Genomic DNA, 16,459 nt, shown 5'->3' on the forward strand with positions numbered 1-16,459 from the left:
TGCTGTCTACTTCGCGAACGTGCCGGCGTCTATGGACAGCGTGGACCCCGTGACATAGCGACCGTCTTCGGAGGCCAGATACAGCACAGCGCCTGCGACGTCCTCCGGCTGGACCCACGGCACGGGCATGCCCGTGATCGACGCGAACCGCTCGGCCGCCTGTTCCTTGGTCGGATTCGCTACGTCCGGCGCGAAGAGTTCATAGGTCGACTGGTTCTGCACAAGGGCGGTGTCGACCGTGCCCGGGCAGATAGCGTTGACTCGGATGCTGTGCGGGCCGAGCTCATTGGCAAGCGAGCGCATGAGGCCGATGACGCCGTGCTTGGCGGCGATGTAGTGGCTGAGATGCGGCACACCCTTGAGCCCGCCCATTGAGCTGGTGAGGATGATCGAACCGCCCTCGTTCCGCGCGAGCAGAATGGGGATGGTCGCCTTGGTGGTGTGCCAGGTGCCGGTCAGGACGACGTCGATGATCTCCCGCCACTCGGCCCCGGGCAACTCATGACTGAGCCCGTAGGTCCACACTCCGGCGTTGGCACAGACGATGTCCAACCGCCCGAGCTCTGCCACCCCCTCGTCGACGGCCGCCTTGAGGGCGTCATAGTCGCGGACGTCCACCTTGCGGGTGACCACCCGCCGACCTTCCTTCTCGACCAGCTGAGCCGTCTTGGCCAGATCCTCTTCCGTGGCCGGTGGCGCCACGCTGTGCTCGATCGGGCCGCATACGTCCACCGCGATGATGTCGGCTCCCTCGGAAGCCAGCCGTACGGCGTGCGCGCGCCCCTGCCCCCGAGCCGCACCCGTGATGAACGCGACCTTGCCGTCAACTCGTCCCATCTGAACCTCGCCCCATCCAGTCGACACGCGGCACTTTGCATGGTCAATCGATGCCTGGCTACAAGCGCATTCAGACTGTCACATGGCAGATTGGACCACAATACTTGTGCAACCGAGCAGATCATTGACTGGCTTTGGTTCGGAAGATTTCGTCCACACGAGAGCCTCGCCCAGCGGGCACTGGCCTGCGCCTGCGCATCCGTCGCACCTGGCTCGGACTCCACGACCCCGAGACAACGGCGCACGAGCCGCCTCTGCTCGCGCCCTTCGGTGAGCACGGTCTGGCACGCCCGACAGGCGCGAGGCACACTACGGCTCCCTGGCAGCCGTTACCTTCGGGCGCAGCGTGTCCGGCGTGATCCACTACACAGCACCTTCAAATATGCCTGCTGACTGGACTATAAATGCAGGTGCCACCTGCATACCAATGCGAGCGCGCGACCGAGGCGCCATGAGGTGGCCAAGCGGCAGTGACTTGTATATTTGGCCAAGGATCCACGCGGAAAGGGCCTCCCACCATGCAGCTCATCGACACCGACGAGCAACGGCAGCTACGCGAGGCGACGCGGCGCCTCCTCAGCGACCGTTGCGGTCCATCGGAGCTGCATCGTCAGCTCGGCACGGAGGACGGCTTCGACCGCACGGTGTGGCGCCGGCTGGCCGAGCAGATGGGCGTACACGGGCTGGCGATACCCGAGCGTTTCGGCGGCGCCGGCTACTCCGCGGTGGAGCGCGGCGTCGTGCTCCAGGAGATGGGACGAGTGCTGTACGGCGGCCCGTATCTGTCGACGGTCGTCATCGCGGCGGAACTGCTCCTCGCCTCGGGCGACGAGGCGGCCTGCGCGCAGTATCTGCCGCGGATCGCCGACGGGTCGCTGGTGGTGGCCGTAGTACTGCCCGCACCCGGCACGGAGTCGGTCACCGCGGCACCCGACGGCAACGGCTGGGTGCTCGACGGACGGCGCGGTGTCGTTCTGGACGCCATCACCGCCGGTCTGCTGCTGGTCGTGGCCGAGGCGCCCGACGGAACGGGCGTTTTCGCCGTCGAGTCCGGGGCTCAGGGCCTGACCCGCACGGCGCGGCCGGCGCTGGATCTCACTCGCCGGATCGCCGACGTGCGTTTGGCACACTGCCCGGCACACCGCATCGGCAGGGACGGCGCCCGGGCGGCCTCGGTGGCGCTGGACCACGCTCTCTCCGCGATCGCCGCCGAACAGGTCGGCGCGGCCCGCATGTGTCTGGACATGTCTGTCGACTACGCGAAGACGCGCGTCCAGTTCGGCCGGCCGATCGGGAGTTTCCAGGCTGTCAAGCACCGCTGCGCGGACATGGTCATGCGGGTGGAGTTCGCCGAGGCCGCCGCGGCGTACGCCACGTGGGCGCTCGTGCACGACCCCGCCGACACCCCGCTCGCGGCGGCGATGGCGAAGTCGTACTGCTCCGACGCGTTCTTCCGCGTGGCAGCCGACAACATCCAGGTGCACGGCGGCATCGGGTTCACGTGGGAACACGTGGCGCATCTGTACTTCCGCCGTGCCAAGTCGCAGCAGTTGCTGCTGGGGCAGCCGGCCGATCAACGAACCCGCGTTGCCGACGCCCTGCGCCTGTAGGCTGATCGCACGGCTGTGGGCACCGGACGATTTCCGGTGCGGTTCCGTCCGGCCTCCACCCGCGTCAGCGACTTTGTGCGTGGGTGCTGCGCGAGCGCATCCGCAAGAGGTTGATCGCCCCCCGCGACAAGGTCGGCGGGGGCGGTGTGCACGCCCCGGACGTCGATCGAAGGCCACGCCGCCTGGCGCGCGCCGAAGAGACAGACGCAGAGATCTCAACGGCACGCGTCGGTAGGCGCGCTGCCGCCACGCTTCCACGAAGACCTCACCGAGTTCGACGGAACAGGATATTCCGGCTGCTGATCTCCAGCCTTCTCGCGCTACTCAGGAAAGAGCGTACGTACCTGTCGCCGTACCGTGCAGCACAGCGGAGCGCTCTTCCACAGAGTAGGCAGCGACCAGTCGCTTCAGCGCATTCCACAGGGTCACGTAGTCGACGACCATCCCGTCGATCGGAAAGTTGCTCTCCGCCATACAGCGCTTCGGGCCGAAGGTGTCGATGCACCATGTGACGTCGGCCTGCCAGAAATCGCTGATCTGCGTCGAACTCGGCCGGTCGTCCACTGCCCACGGGGAGCCCACGAGGGTCCCGGCGAGCCCGCCGATCTTGATCGAGACGTTCTCGTGGTGTGCCAGGCGGGCCATGCCGGACCGCCAGGCCTCGCGCGCGGCGGACCAGTCGTCGACTTTGTCCAGCCCGGCCAGCGGTGTGCCGAGGTGGTTGATGACGAAACGCTGCTCGGGGAACCGGTGCGCCACCGCGCCCACTTCGTCCAGCTGGTGGGGGTGTACCCAGCAGTCGAGGGACAGCCCGAAGCGGCCGAGGACGCCGATACCGGCATGTACCCCTTCGTCGGCGAGCATGCCGGGCACGCGTGCGCCGTTGTTGCGGTCGGGGTGCCAGGCGGTGGAGTAGCGGATGCCGCGCAGCCGCTCGCCCGCAACGGTGAGATGGGCTTCGAGTACACGCTCGACCCGGGAGCCCAGCGCCAGGTCGGCGTGCGCCACGATGCCTCGCATGACCCCGGGTGGTACCGGCTGAACCACCACATGCTCGGTCTCACCGACCGGCCGCAGGTCGGGCGGGCCCTCGCGTCGATACGCGGCCGAGCACTCGACGTACACCGTCGATGTCACCCGGTGCCCGGCTCCGAGGTCGGCCAGCAGGTCGCCGACGCCGTAACGGATCCACTCGTGGTCCATGAGGTGATGATGGGGATCACAGATCTCCGTAGCCGGATCGATCGGCTGTTCGCAGCGGGGATCGTCCGGATCATGGCGCCGGACCCCCAGAACGCCGGTCATCGCCGCACTCCGGGGGCGGAGAGTGCACGCAGCACTTCGAACATACGATCGACCGGGCTGTAGAAGGTGAGCACCGTCGTGGTGGCCCCCCTCTCGGCATAGCGCTGGAGACCGCGGCGGATGGCGGCGTGATCGCCCCACAGAAACAGCTGGTCGACGACCTCGTCGGGAACCAGTTCGGTGGCGAGCCTGCGGTCACCGGCCGCCCACGCCTCCCACATGGGCGTGAGCGCCGGACCCCGGCCCAGCCACTCCTGGGAAGCCCGGTAGCCCGCCACGTGGAAGTATCCGTTGATCATGCGGGTGGCGAGGCTGCGGACGTGCTGCCAGTCGGTACTCGGAATCACCTTGGCCCGTGCGACCAGTTCCTTGCCCTTTCCGAGCAGCGGGGTGACTTGTGCGAGGTCGTCGGCCGACATCCAGTTGACGATGGCGCCGTCACCCCACGTGCCGGCCAATTCGAGCATCTTGGGTCGCAGGGCGGCGACCAGCACCGGGGGCACCGGATCGGGCAGCGGGGCCTGGAGCTGGAAGCCGTCGACGGCGAAGGTCTCGTACTGAGCGCTGACCTTTCCCCCCGTCCACGCCTCACGCAGGAACCGCAGCAGGTCCCGGGTACGCGCCAGCGGGCGCTCGTACGGCCGCGCGTTCCAACTCTGCGCGACCGCGAAGGAGGAGGCGCCGATGCCCAGCGCGACACGCCCGGGCGCCGCGTCACACAGCGACGCCGCCGTTTGCGCTATCACCGCCGGTCCGCGGGTCTGCACCGGCACGATGCCCGTGCCGAGACGCAGTGACGATGTCCAGGCGGCGGCCAGGGCGAGCGGTGTGAACACGTCGTAACCAGCCGCCTCGCCCGGCCAGATGCCGGAGTAGCCGAGCCGCTCGAACTCTTCCAGGGACGCGCGGTGGTCGCGCAGTGCGATGCCCGGGACGGGCGCGCTCACCCCCCACTGCTCAGGATCAGCCATCGGCAGCACGGTCAACGAAACCTCCGACAATGAGCAAATGTGTGGCAGGCAGGAGCCAATCAGATCGGCGACAAGGATGCAATGGCTGACATGCCAATACGGCAATGACGGTTCTGTTCGATAGGGTCGGTCAGTAACATTGTGGCCATGTTGATCAGCAATATGACAGCCGTCAACGACTCACCACTCACCGACCGCATCGCTCTCGTCACCGGCGCAAGCAGAGGGCTCGGGCGCAGCATCGCACTGGAACTGGCCCGCCGGGGGGCGGCTGTCGCCGTCGCCGCCCGCAGCGAGCAGGTGTGGGACGAACGTCTGCCGGGGACCATCCACGAAACAGTGGCGGCCATCCGCGAGGCAGGGGGCACCGCTGTGGCCTGCGCGGCCGATCTGATGGTCGAGGAGGAGGTTGATCGGCTCGTCGACGAGGTGCGCGGGCAACTGGGCGCGATCGACGTGCTGGTCAACAACGCCGCCCTCACCGTCGGCGGCCGACCAGGACAGGCGTCACGGACCGGTTCGGACGCGGTGCGCTTCACCCGGCCGCCGTCGATCGCGGAGGTTCCGGTCAAGGCTTATCGCCGGCACCTCGCCATCAACGTCCTCACCCCGTACCGGCTCATACAGCTCACCTTGCCGGGAATGATCGACACCGGGCGCGGCAACATCATTTCGATCAGCTCCCGCGCGGCATTCGAACCCGGCACACCGCCCTACGAACACCCGGGCCGGCCGTCGCTGTTCGCCTACGGCAGCACCAAGGCGGCGCTGCACGTACTCACCCAGGCAGCGGCGGTCGAGGGCGCGTCGCACGGCGTGGCCGCCAACGTGCTCATCCCGTCACAGCCGATCGCCACGCCCGGCTCCACCATGCTCCTCCAGGGACAGCACGTCGACGACTGGGGCAGCGACGACGATTTCGCCCGCGCCGCGGCGCACCTGGCCGCTGTCAGCCCCGAGATCACGACTGGGCAGGTGCTGTGGCACGCGGACGTGCTGGCCGGCCTCGCTCCGCACTCCGCCTGACAGTCGCACCTGCACGAGCGGTCCCGCTTCTGCTCGGCCATGTTCACCAAATGAAGGCACTTACCATTCAAAATATCGAGGCAACAGCAGTAGCAAAATAGCTCGTCTGCGACCTGGCAGCAATCTACCCTCCCGAGCGGCGGGGTGTATGACGAGTTAGGTGCCAGCGATAGCGACAAGTCACAGTGGTTGCCGTGATGCAATGGGAGAGTTACGCTGGCGACCGTGACCGTGAGTGAAGATGACCTTCCCGCTATCATTGGCGACCTCATTGAGCATGCCGCGGGTACCGACGTGGTGAAGTTCCTCGGTGAGCAATTCGACGCCGGACTGGCGTGGGTACACCACCCGGTCGGCGAGGGCGGACTCGGGCTGCCGCGCAGCGCGCAGGCCACCATCAACGGCCTGCTCGAACCCGAGGGCCGGCTGTCCGACTGGCACCGCAACCCGATGGGCATCGGCATGTGCGGGCCCGCGATCGCGGCCCATGGCACCCCGGAGCAGCGTGCGCGCCACCTTCGGCCGATCTTCACCGCCGAAGAGCTGTGGTGCCAGTTGTTCAGCGAGCCCGGCGCCGGTTCCGACGTGGCCACTCTCGCCACCCGGGCGGCCCGCGAGGGCGACCGCTGGGTCGTGAACGGGCAGAAGGTGTGGACGTCGTGGGGCGCGGTCGCCGACTTCGGCCTCCTCATCGCCCGCACCGACCCCGACGTCCCGAAGCACGCCGGCCTGACTGCCTTTCTCCTGGACATGCGCACCTCCGGCGTTGACATCCGCCCGCTCCGGCAGATGACCGGCGAGGCCGAGTTCTCCGAGGTCTACCTCACCGACGTCCGCATTCCCGACTCGGCACGGCTGGGCCAGGTGGGCGAGGGGTGGACGGTTGCCGTCACCACGCTCATGAACGAGAGGGTGTCGATCGGCGGAGTCATCGAGCCGCGCGGTAGCGGCCCGATCACCGACGCGCTGGAGGCATGGCGATCGACAGGCGAACACACCGCGGTCGAGCGCGACCAGTTGACGTCCCTGTGGATCCAGGCCGAGGTACTGCGCCTGGTCAAGCTCCGCGCCGCGCAGCGGCGTACGTCGTCCGGCACACCCGGTGCCGAAGGCTCGCTGCTGAAGCTCGGCAACGCGCTGCTTTCGCAGGACATCCGCTCGTTCGTTCTCGATCTGTACGGCGAGGAGGCGCTCGTCGCCTACGACCCGGACGACCCGCCGCGCTCACACGACAGCGGCGACCCGGCAGCCCTTTTCCTGTGGTCGCCGTCGGCGACGATCGTGGGCGGCACCAGCGATGTCATGCGCGGCCTGGTCGGCGAGCGCATGCTCGGCCTGCCGAAGGAGCCCGCCGCCGACCGCGGTGTTCCCTGGAAAGACATCCCCCGCGGCGTCTGACGCGCTGATCTTCGTCTCGTCTTCGTCGAAGTGCCGGGCGAAGGCCCTCGTGCTGATGTACTTGGGCCTTTGCCCGGTTGTACTTGGGTCTTCGCTTCGTGCCGCGAGAGGGCGCGCAGGGCGGCGTGGGGGGCCGTGCCTCTCCCACATGGAACGCCCGAGACCCCGACGCCACCGAAGTAAACGAGCGCCGGGGTGAACTCGTGCACGGCACACGATGATGCTGGTGCCGACCGGACATCGGGACTCGGAGATGAGTCGAAGGACTGTCCTCCGCGATCAGCTCGTGGTCAGGAGCAGACCGCCGGAGAACGTCTCGCCGCCCGCCGACGCGACCGCGACCTGAGGGTTGTTCGGCACTTGGCGGTCACCTGCCTCACCCCACAGCTGGGTGCATGCCTCGTGGAGGAAGCCCAGGCCGTGCAGCCGCCCGGCGGACAGTTGTCCGCCCTGCGTGTTCAGCGGCAGATCTCCATCGAGCCCGATGCGCTTACCCCCGTCGACGAAGTCGCCCGCTTCGCCGACCTTGCAGAAGCCCATCGCCTCCAGCCACAGCAGCGTGAGCATGCTGAAGCCGTCGTAGAGCTCGGCCACATCGACGTCGCTCGGCTTGAGGTCGGTGTGCGCCCACAGGTAGTCGCCGGTGTCGTGCAGCGAACTCTTGCCCACGGCGTAGTGCGCCTTGGCCGCGCGTCCCCGCATCGAGCATCCCGCGGATTCCACCCGCACCGGCGCGCGGCGCAGGTCGGGCGCGGTGTCGGCGTGCGAGATGATCACGGCGGTGGACCCGTCGCACGGCACGTCGCAGTCGAAGAGGCGGAACGGTGTCGTGATCATGCGGGACGCGAAGTAGTCGTCCATCGTCATCGGGGTACGGAAGATCGCGTTCGGGTTCAGCTCCGCGTGCCGCCGGTCGTTGAGCGTCACCCAGGCCAGCTGCTCGGGGGTGAGGCCGTATTCGTGCATGTAGAGCTGCGCGCGCATCGCCACCAGATTCGGCGGATACCCGCCGTACGGGCCGATCCACTCGCTCCAGTGCCGCTCCACGATCCGCGTCCCGAAGTCGCCGCCGGGCACGACGGCGCGGCGCCCCCGGCCCTTCTGCGCGCTGGACTCGGTGACGGAGCGGAACACCAGGACATGCTTGGCAATGCCCGCCGCGACAATCGAGCAGGCATTGATCACCGGGCCGAACTGTCCCGGTGTCTCCCAACTGCCGGTGAACCAGTCGACATTCAGTCCGAGGGCGTCGAGCACCTCGTACGCGCCGCCGCCGACAAAGCCCGGGTCTGTGCTGCCGGCACCGGGATAGGTCGTGAGCCCGTCGATGTCCTCCGGCCGCAAGCCCGCGTCGGAGATCGCGCGCAGGCACGCCTCGGCCGTGAGCTCCAGCCCGGAGCGGTTGAGATTGCGACCGATCTGCGACTGTCCCACACCGCTCACCACGGCCTTGCCACCGAACAACTTGCTCATGAGCCCGTCCTTCTTGCCTCGCCGGTGGCTCGCGCAGTCACAGGATCGCCCCCGACACCTTGAGCGCGACCACGTCGTCCCATTCCATGCCGAGTTCCCGCAGCACGTCGTCGGTGTGCTCTCCGTGGGCCGGCGCCGGGAGCTTGTCCTCGTCGGGGTCGCCCAGCGCGCGCACCGGACTGACCACGCTCAGGTAGTCGCGACCCTCTCTGTCCTGGCGCGTGCGCACGTACTCGTTGGCCTTCACCTGCGGGTCGTTGGGGATCTCCCGCGGCGACGCGACCGCGGCCCATACGCCCGTGGTGCCCGCGAGCGCCTGCCTCCACTCGTCGAAGGTGCGGCTCGCGAAGACCTCCTCCAGGATCGCGATCAGTTCGTCGCTGCTCTCGCGGCGTGCGGCCTGAACGTTGAAACGAGACTCGTCCACGAGGTCCGGACGGCCGATGTGACGGCAGAAGTCGGCGAAGTGCCGGTCGCCGTCGGTCATCACAAGCTGGACAAAACGGTCGTCCTTCGTGCGGTACATCGCGACGAGCGGGTTCTTCGAGTTGCGGCCGTCTCCCTGGTAGAACCGGTCTGCTTCGATGGAGTCGGTCGCGGTGATCTCCCCCTCGATGGCCCACATACCGGTGTTGAGCAAAGACAGATCGATCACCGACCCCTTGCCGGTTCGCGTCTTCCGGTACAGTGCGGCCGCGATGCCACCGGCCAGGATGGTGCCTGCCGGTACATCGCCGAAGCCGGGCGACGGCATGTCGGCCGGGTACTTGGCGTCCGGCTTCGTCAGGCAGTAGGCGACGCCCGCGCGTGACCAGTAGGCCGACAGGTCGTAGCCACCCTGGTTGGCGTCCGGCCCCTCCGTCCCGAGGCCGCTGCCGCTCGCGTACACCAGATGCGGAAAGCGTTCGGTCAGCTCTTCGGCACTGATCCCGAGCCGGGCCCGGGCGTCGGCGCGCAGGCTGGTGACGAACACGTCGGCCTCGGCGAGCAGCTTGTAGAGCACTTCGCGGCCGTCCGGGTGGCCGAGATTGATGCCCACGCAGCGCTTACCCCGGTTGAAGATCTCGAACAGAAAGCGGACGCCGTTCTTCCCGGCCACCCAACTGCTGGTCATGAGGCCGCGGGCCGGGTCCGGCGCGTCCGGGTGCTCGACCTTGACCACGTCGGCGCCCCAGTCCGCGAGTACGACGCCGGTGGTCGGTACGAAGCCCCACATCGAGACCTCGATGACCCGCACCCCTTCAAGCAACTTGCTCACGACCCAGCTCCTGTCGCAATGGTCCGCTCGACGTCGGCGGAGGTCCCGGGCGCGAAGACCGGTACGAAGATGTCGTCAACTTGTTCGAACACGGCGTGTACACGCATACCGATGTGGACGTCCTCAAGGGGGCAGTCGACGATGTTGGTCACCAGCCGCAGGTCGGCCTGCTCGTCGAGCTGGACCAGGGCCATCGCGTACGGTTCCTGGCCCTCGCTCCACGGGTGGCGGTTGATCGTGTAGGTGATCACCGTCGCGTTACCGGACATCTCGACGGGGTTGAGATTCTCCATCGCTTTGCAGCGACGGCACACCGGCGCCGGCGGGTGGATGTAGTAGTCGCAGTGGCCGCACTGTTGAATGCGCAGAGAGCTCTCGCTCCCCCCGGTCCAGAAGTCGCGGTTGTATTCGTTCAGCGTGGGCAACAACCGGACGGGCATAACATGCACCTCACTTTCGTAGTGAAGCCGTGGTTCCGTAGTGAAGCCGTGGGTCGGCCCGGTGGCGCAACGAGACCCGATCGCGCCACCGGTTGGCGGTCGCCCGGACGGATGTGCCCGCCGCGGTCAGAGGGAAATGTCGTACACCTTCGCCGCGGTCTCGAAGAGCACCTTACGGCGGTTTTCCTCGCTGAGATCAGCCAGGTTCTTCGCGATCGTGTCCTGCGGCGACAGGGCGTAGGAGCCCTCGCCCGGCGACAGGCTGGTCGGGTGCGGGTAGTCGGTCTCGAACATGACGTTGTCCGGGTAGAGGTCGATCTGACGCCCGATACCGCTCTCGAACCAGAACGTCGTGTAGATCTGCCGGCGGAAGTACTCGCTGGGCAGCAGCCAGTCCGGATTCAGCTTGTCGCAGGACATGCTGCGGAACTGCCAGTCGAGGGATTCCAGCAGGAACGGAATGTAGCCGAAGCCACTCTCGACCGACACGAAATTCAGCCGCGGGAAGCGCTTACAGATCCCGCCCATGATGATCTCGGAGATCCCACGGCCGTTGCCCATGAACTCCATCGCCACGTTCTGCGCCCAGCGCAGCTCGTCCAGGCGCTGCGACATCATCCGCTTGGTCATCTGCTCACCGGTGCGCATCGCCGTTCCGATGTGGAAATCGATCGGCAGCCCCAGCTCCTGCGCTTCGGCGAGCAGCGGCGTCCAGTGCTCGTCCCGCAGCGGCGGAAGGCCCATCGCCTCGGTCTCGAAACCCAGGTTGACGCCCTTGTGCCCGAGTTCGCGGCACCGCCTCATCTCGACGACCGACGCCTCGACGTCCCAGAACGGCAGGAACATCTGAGGCAGGAACCGTCCCGGCTGGCTCGCCGCGAACTCGGCCTGGAAGTCGTTGTAGGCGCGCACGCATTCCAGACCCGGCTCGCGCGGCATCTCCATGAACGCGAAGGCGTGGAACCCGATGATGTTCGGGTACAGCACCTGCGCCAGGATTCCGTTCTCGTCCAGCTTCTTGACCCGCGCCGCCGGGTCCCAGCCGCCCGGATCGGCGTCGGCGTAGTCCGGCGGGGACGAGGGGTAGAACTCGTGCCACCCCGCGTGATTCAGCTCGGCGACGTAGAAGCTCAGGTGTTTGCCGAGTCGCCACCGAGGGCGACCGCTCTTCTCATCGGTGATGACGACAGGCGCGTACTCGGCGTTCTTCTTGGAGATCCTGCTCGTCCACAGGTCGGGCGGCTCGGTGACGTGGCTGTCCACATCTACGAACTTGACGGCAGTCATTGCGGCGCTTCGCCTCACATTCAACATCAGGGGAGGATGTCATTGATGCAATCCCAGAACAGCATATTTCTGGCTTCTGCGTCAATGCTTATATGGATAGATCGTGGATCGATCAGACTGAAGCATGCAGCTCACTGATCGGCTATATGGTCGCGATGCTTACCGCCGCAGGCGAGCCCACGCGCCGACGACTTCAGCCCGAGGAGGAACTCGGTCGAGTGCACACGGACTTGGTCGAGCGGGTTGTCAGGCGCCGGTGCAGGCCTGTTCGCGCCTCTTCGCGGTGGACATGATCGCGGCCGCCGTCTCATACAGCTCGCCCTGCCGCATGCGCCGGCCGGTATGCCGCCAGGGCGTCCGTCGAGGTTCGCCGATGGCAGTCCCGTGGCCACACTGCTCGGTCCGACGCAGGCAGCAGCCGTCGAAGATGCAGCATGCGGCGCGTCCGCGAACGTGCTCACATCGGATCGAAGGCCCACGCCGACAGCCGGTCAGCCGGCAGCCTCCGGGTAGAACGCGCGCAGTTCGTCGAGTCCACCGCGCCGCTCGGCGCTCATCAGCTTCGGTATCGCCGCACGCAGGCCGCTCACCGTCCACCGCTTCCCGCCCGCGCTCACGTCGCCGATGACGGCGTGTGGCTGGTAGCGCAGGACGAGCTCGTCCGAAGCATGGAACAACTCGCCGGTGATGGTGCAGTCGGCAGTGGCCAGGTAGGCGACCATCGGTGAGACGTTGCCCGGATGCTGCGGGTCCCACTCGGCGTCCGCCGCGTCCGGCTCGTCGTACTTGTCGCGCAACCCGGAGGTGAGGCGGGTGCGGGCATTGGGCGTGATCGCGTTCGAGCGAACACCGTAGCGCCCGAGCTCCTGCGCACAGATCGCCGAGAAGGACGCGATGCCCGCCTTGGCTGCGCCGTAGTTCGTCTGCCCGACATTGAACAGCACCCCCGAGGCGGAGGATGTGTGGATCATGGCAGCGTTGACCTCGTGACCCGCCTTCGAACGGTCACGCCAGTAGGCTGCGGCGTGCCGACTCGGGCAGAAGTGGCCCTTGAGATGCACCTCCATGACCGCGTCCCAGTCCTGCTCGGTCATGTTCACCAACATACGGTCGCGCAGGATCCCAGCGTTGTTCACGAGGACGTGGAGGTCGCCGAATGCCTCGACCGCCTGGTCGACCAGGCGCTTCGCGCCGTCCCAGTCGGCCACGCTGTCGGTGTTCGCGACCGCCTCGCCACCCTCCGCGATGATCTCGTCCACCACACGCTGGGCCGGCCCGCGATCGGCGCCGGCGCCATGCGCGTCCCCGCCGAGGTCATTGACCACGACCTTGGCTCCCTCGCGCGCGAACAGCAGCGCGTGCTCACGGCCCAAGCCGTTCCCGGCCCCCGTGATGATGGCGACACGCCCATCCAGTGCACCCATTACGCTCCTTCTAGTAGATAAAATGAACGTATCCAGGCACTCTAAATGGGTCAACTGCTCCAAGTAAATGGCGTGGACTCATACCTGTCGATGTTGAGCGTGAGATCGGAGCGCGCACATCTGGTATCGATCGCGCCGCAGCGCGCCTCTCAGCGGCTGCCGGGTGAGTCGTTGTGCTCAGGTGGCGACAAGCCCGTCCAGGAAGCCGAGCAGTGCCTCACCGAAGGCGGTGTTGTCGTCTCCGGCGACCATATGCCCGGTGGCCGGTACGTCCTCCACCTGGATTGCGGGGTTGGCGGCGAGCAGGTCGGCGACACCTTCGTCGCTGACAATGTCGGACTCCGTGCCCCGAACGAGCAGCGCCGGCACAGTGACCGCGGCCGCGGCCGCCCGCAGGTGGTCGGCGCGTGATTCCCGCTCGACCGGGCGCCGGCCGTGGTCCAGCCAGGCCGGGTCCCAGTGCCAGTACCAGCGGCCGTCCGGTCGCTGCCGCACGTTCTTGCGCAGGCCGTTCGGGTTCACCGGCCGTGCGCGGTGCGGATTGTAGAGCCGGATCGCCTCGGCGGCCTCGTCCAGAGTGGCGAAGCCGTCCGGGCGTGCGGTCATGAAGGCGTGGATCCGGTCCGCTCCCCCGGGTTCGATCCGCGGGACGATGTCGACGAGCACGAGCGCTCGGGCGAAGCCGGGATTCTCGCCGACGGCCAGCAGGCTGGTCACGCCGCCCATGGACGCCCCGATCAGCACCGGCGTGTCGGTGCAGACGGATTCCACCACGGCGCGGAGGTCGCCCGCGCCGTCGGCGGCGGCGTAGGCCGCTCCGGGTGACCAGCCGCTGTCGCCGTGCCCCCGTGCGTCGAAGGTGATCGCGGTCCAGCCGCGCCTGGCGAGCACCGCGCTCGCCGAGCCCCACGAATGTCGCGTCTGGCCCCCGCCATGCAGGAGCACGACCTCGCCCACCGGCCGCTCGGCACGGCGGATGTCGCCGGTCAGCTCAATATCGGAGCCGACTGCCGTGAACAGTTCGAGCGCAGGGGTCCCGGAGGAGGTACCTGCCGTTCCGGTAGCGATGTCGCGATGGGTGCTCCGCGAAGCGCCATGGATCCGTCGCCCCATCGCCCGCTCGGATGCCCGGTGCTCGCCGCCGATGTGTCCGGCCATGTTTCGTACCGTCCGATTCTGGTGTGGATTTCGGGCCTGTCCGAGCCCTTGCCTGACTCGCCACCCAAGAGGTAAACAAGGAACGGACGGTATTATCTAGTACCGAACAAAACTAACGTCGGTCTCGTCGCTCATCCTTTCGGAGGTACCCATGACGGCTACCATCGACCGCGTCGCCCTTGAGTGGCGCATCGAGGCCATCTCCACGGAGATTCACGCGACCCACGACGTGCTCCGGAAGCTCGACCTGCTGCAAACCCGTTACGAGGCCCGCGAGCTGTTGATCTCACTGGAGGTCGCCATGCTCGACCAGCACCTCTAACGATCCAGCGCGTCTCGTGGGAAGCTCCGAACACGCCGTGCGGGTGATATGAACCCGCCCATGAAGCAGGCCCATGAGCTTGACCGCCTCCACCACGCACGCCGCGCGTCGGCGGTGGGCGGCTTGGTGGCACATCCACGCGGTGAGGAGAACGAAGAGCCGGAGCTGGGTGATCCCGCGCCGCGGGTCGGCAATCGCCTCGTGCCCGAGTCACGCGTCCGTCGGCCGGCCGCCCTGTGTCTTACGCGAAAGCGCGCGTCGGCACATCAATGTCCAGCGGCCGGCCACTTGCGTCTTCCTCCCCGCGGCGGCGCTCTCAGGCGGCCGACTTCTCCAGGATGTGCACGCCGCATGCGGACCCGAGCCCGATGACATGCGCGAGCCCGACGGTGGCGCCCTGGATCTGACGGTCTCCGGCCTCACCGCGCAGGTGGTGACAGATCTCCCAGATGTTCGCGATGCCGGTCGCACCGATCGGGTGCCCCTTGGACTGAAGGCCACCGGATACGTTGACCGGTGTCGACCCGTCGCGCCAGGTGGCACCGGACTCGAAGAAGTCGACCGCGTTGCCCTCGTCGCAGAGCATCAGATTGTCGTAGTGCACCAACTCGGCCGTCGCGAAGCAGTCGTGCAGCTCCACCAGGTCCAGATCGGACGGGGAGACGCCGGCCTGCTCGTACGCCTGGCGGGCGGCGTTGCGGGTGAGCGTGTTGATGTCCGGCAACACCTGGCAGGCCTCCTCCCACGGGTCCGTGGTGAGCACCGACGCGGCCACCTTCACCGCGCGGCGGCGCTGGTCGAGCGAGAGGGTCTTCAACTTCTCCGCCGACACCACAACGGCGGCAGCCGCGCCGTCGCAGTTGGCCGAGCACATCGGCCGAGTGTTCGGGTAGGCGATCATGACATCGTTCATGATCTGGTCGAGCGACATGCGCTTCTGGTACGCCGCCAGCGGGTTCAACGTCGAGTGGGCGTGGTTCTTCTCCGAGATACGCGCGAACGTCTCGAAATCCACCTCGCCATAGCGGTGCGCATACTCCATCCCCACCTGCGCGAACACACCTGGCATCGAGCTCGTCCCGACCCGGCCGTCCAGCGCCGCCACCGCACCCTGCCGACCCGACGGCGTGAAGACATCGGAGTCGTTGCGCGCCTCGGCGCCAAGCAGGCCCATGCCTGCCAGTTTCTCCACGCCGACGGCGAGCCCGACCTCGCACTCCCCCGCCCGCACTGCCATGATCGCGGTTTTCAGCGCGGTGGCACCGGTGGCACAGGCGTTAGCGACGTTGAACACCGGGATGCCTGTCTGGCCGATCTGTTTCTGGACCAGCTGGCCCACCGAGCGGTTCTGGCCCAGTTGGTTGCCCGCCACGAGCACGCCGATGTCCCGCATCGTCATGGCGGCGTCGGTCAACGCCGCGAGCGACGCCTCGGCCGCCAGGTCGACGATGTCCTTGTCCGGGTACTTGCCGAACTTCGTCATATGGATCCCGACGATCCACACCGGATCGGTCATCACGCCACCTCCTGCGGCTCGAAACCGAAGCCGACCGCCTCGGTACCCTGCGAATCCGTGCCGATCGGAAACGTCGTCAGACGCACCTTCATCCCAAGGTGCACGTGCTCGGGATCGGGTGGCACGTTCACGAGGTTCGCCCGCACGCTCGTGCCGTCACAGTCGATCACTGCGGCGACGAACGGGACGTCGATGCCTGGAGCCGCGAACGTGACGACCGTGAATGACCGGACCGTCCCGTCGGTGGCGACGTCCACGTCACCAAACGAGGTGGCGAAGCAGCTCGCGCAGGCGTTGCGGCGGTCGAAGTACCGCGCGCGGCACTTGGTGCACTCGTGGGCGATCAGGTGCGGCCGGTCGCCGAGCACCAGATAGTCGACCAGCGGAATATGTGTGTCCACGGACTCCCACCTCTTCCCTCGCTACACACTGGC

15 protein-coding genes are annotated in these 16,459 nt (G+C 67.4%); 4 read left to right on the forward strand and 11 right to left on the reverse strand.

The window, feature by feature from the left end; translation table 11 throughout:
- Nucleotides 1-6: 6 nt before the first annotated feature.
- On the reverse strand, nucleotides 7-837 hold the full coding sequence (locus tag ACZ5VQ_RS36935; protein ID WP_469108773.1) for a mycofactocin-coupled SDR family oxidoreductase: 831 nt from the start codon (nucleotides 835-837) through the stop codon (nucleotides 7-9).
- Nucleotides 838-1,355: 518 nt separating this feature from the next.
- On the opposite strand from ACZ5VQ_RS36935, the gene ACZ5VQ_RS36940 reads away from it, so the two are divergent.
- A complete protein-coding gene (locus ACZ5VQ_RS36940; RefSeq protein ID WP_469108774.1) occupies nucleotides 1,356-2,447 on the forward strand; it encodes an acyl-CoA dehydrogenase family protein in 1,092 nt (363 codons plus the stop codon).
- 324 nt (nucleotides 2,448-2,771) lie between these two features.
- Here ACZ5VQ_RS36940 and ACZ5VQ_RS36945 read toward each other — a convergent pair whose 3' ends face one another.
- Together ACZ5VQ_RS36945 and ACZ5VQ_RS36950 are read right to left on the reverse strand one after the other, a co-directional pair.
- Nucleotides 2,772-3,650 carry an amidohydrolase family protein gene (locus tag ACZ5VQ_RS36945; protein WP_469108775.1) on the reverse strand — a complete coding sequence of 293 codons (879 nt, stop codon included), beginning with the start codon at nucleotides 3,648-3,650 and terminating at the stop codon, nucleotides 2,772-2,774.
- A gap of 98 nt (nucleotides 3,651-3,748) precedes the next feature.
- Nucleotides 3,749-4,723, reverse strand: coding sequence for an LLM class F420-dependent oxidoreductase (locus ACZ5VQ_RS36950; protein WP_469108776.1), 975 nt, complete (start codon nucleotides 4,721-4,723; stop codon nucleotides 3,749-3,751).
- Between the two features lie 147 nt (nucleotides 4,724-4,870).
- On the opposite strand from ACZ5VQ_RS36950, the gene ACZ5VQ_RS36955 reads away from it, so the two are divergent.
- Complete coding sequence (locus ACZ5VQ_RS36955; protein ID WP_469108777.1) at nucleotides 4,871-5,749, forward strand: SDR family NAD(P)-dependent oxidoreductase; 879 nt, start codon at nucleotides 4,871-4,873, stop codon at nucleotides 5,747-5,749.
- A gap of 225 nt (nucleotides 5,750-5,974) precedes the next feature.
- Nucleotides 5,975-7,147, forward strand: a complete 1,173-nt coding sequence (locus ACZ5VQ_RS36960; RefSeq protein ID WP_469108778.1) for an acyl-CoA dehydrogenase family protein — start codon at nucleotides 5,975-5,977, stop codon at nucleotides 7,145-7,147.
- 279 nt (nucleotides 7,148-7,426) lie between these two features.
- Here the strand turns inward: ACZ5VQ_RS36960 and ACZ5VQ_RS36965 are convergent, their stop codons facing one another.
- The 6 genes from ACZ5VQ_RS36965 to ACZ5VQ_RS36990 all read right to left on the reverse strand — a co-directional run bounded on the left by ACZ5VQ_RS36965 (nucleotide 7,427) and on the right by ACZ5VQ_RS36990 (nucleotide 14,187).
- Entirely contained in the window at nucleotides 7,427-8,620 is a 1,194-nt protein-coding gene (locus ACZ5VQ_RS36965; protein WP_469108779.1) for a thiolase family protein, read from the reverse strand.
- 37 nt (nucleotides 8,621-8,657) lie between these two features.
- Complete coding sequence (locus ACZ5VQ_RS36970; protein WP_469108780.1) at nucleotides 8,658-9,878, reverse strand: CaiB/BaiF CoA transferase family protein; 1,221 nt, start codon at nucleotides 9,876-9,878, stop codon at nucleotides 8,658-8,660.
- Nucleotides 9,875-10,318, reverse strand: coding sequence for a Zn-ribbon domain-containing OB-fold protein (locus tag ACZ5VQ_RS36975; protein ID WP_469108781.1), 444 nt, complete (start codon nucleotides 10,316-10,318; stop codon nucleotides 9,875-9,877). The genes ACZ5VQ_RS36970 and ACZ5VQ_RS36975 overlap by 4 nt, the downstream gene beginning before the upstream one ends.
- A 126-nt stretch (nucleotides 10,319-10,444) precedes the next feature.
- Nucleotides 10,445-11,605, reverse strand: a complete 1,161-nt coding sequence (locus ACZ5VQ_RS36980; protein WP_469108782.1) for an amidohydrolase family protein — start codon at nucleotides 11,603-11,605, stop codon at nucleotides 10,445-10,447.
- A 491-nt stretch (nucleotides 11,606-12,096) separates the two neighbouring features.
- A complete protein-coding gene (locus ACZ5VQ_RS36985) occupies nucleotides 12,097-13,092 on the reverse strand; it encodes an SDR family oxidoreductase (protein WP_469108783.1) in 996 nt (331 codons plus the stop codon).
- 114 nt (nucleotides 13,093-13,206) lie between these two features.
- Nucleotides 13,207-14,187, reverse strand: a complete 981-nt coding sequence (locus tag ACZ5VQ_RS36990) for an alpha/beta fold hydrolase (RefSeq protein WP_469108784.1) — start codon at nucleotides 14,185-14,187, stop codon at nucleotides 13,207-13,209.
- Nucleotides 14,188-14,338: 151 nt separating this feature from the next.
- On the opposite strand from ACZ5VQ_RS36990, the gene ACZ5VQ_RS36995 reads away from it, so the two are divergent.
- Nucleotides 14,339-14,509: a hypothetical protein gene (locus tag ACZ5VQ_RS36995; protein WP_469108785.1), complete on the forward strand. Its 171-nt coding sequence runs from the start codon at nucleotides 14,339-14,341 to the stop codon at nucleotides 14,507-14,509.
- A gap of 316 nt (nucleotides 14,510-14,825) precedes the next feature.
- Here ACZ5VQ_RS36995 and ACZ5VQ_RS37000 read toward each other — a convergent pair whose 3' ends face one another.
- On the reverse strand, nucleotides 14,826-16,025 hold the full coding sequence (locus tag ACZ5VQ_RS37000) for a thiolase family protein (protein ID WP_469108786.1): 1,200 nt from the start codon (nucleotides 16,023-16,025) through the stop codon (nucleotides 14,826-14,828).
- Nucleotides 16,025-16,426 carry a Zn-ribbon domain-containing OB-fold protein gene (locus ACZ5VQ_RS37005; RefSeq protein ID WP_469108787.1) on the reverse strand — a complete coding sequence of 134 codons (402 nt, stop codon included), beginning with the start codon at nucleotides 16,424-16,426 and terminating at the stop codon, nucleotides 16,025-16,027. The genes ACZ5VQ_RS37000 and ACZ5VQ_RS37005 overlap by 1 nt, the downstream gene beginning before the upstream one ends.
- Nucleotides 16,427-16,459 lie beyond the last annotated feature (33 nt).

This window comes from Streptomyces sp. NPDC033178 (assembly GCF_055577685.1).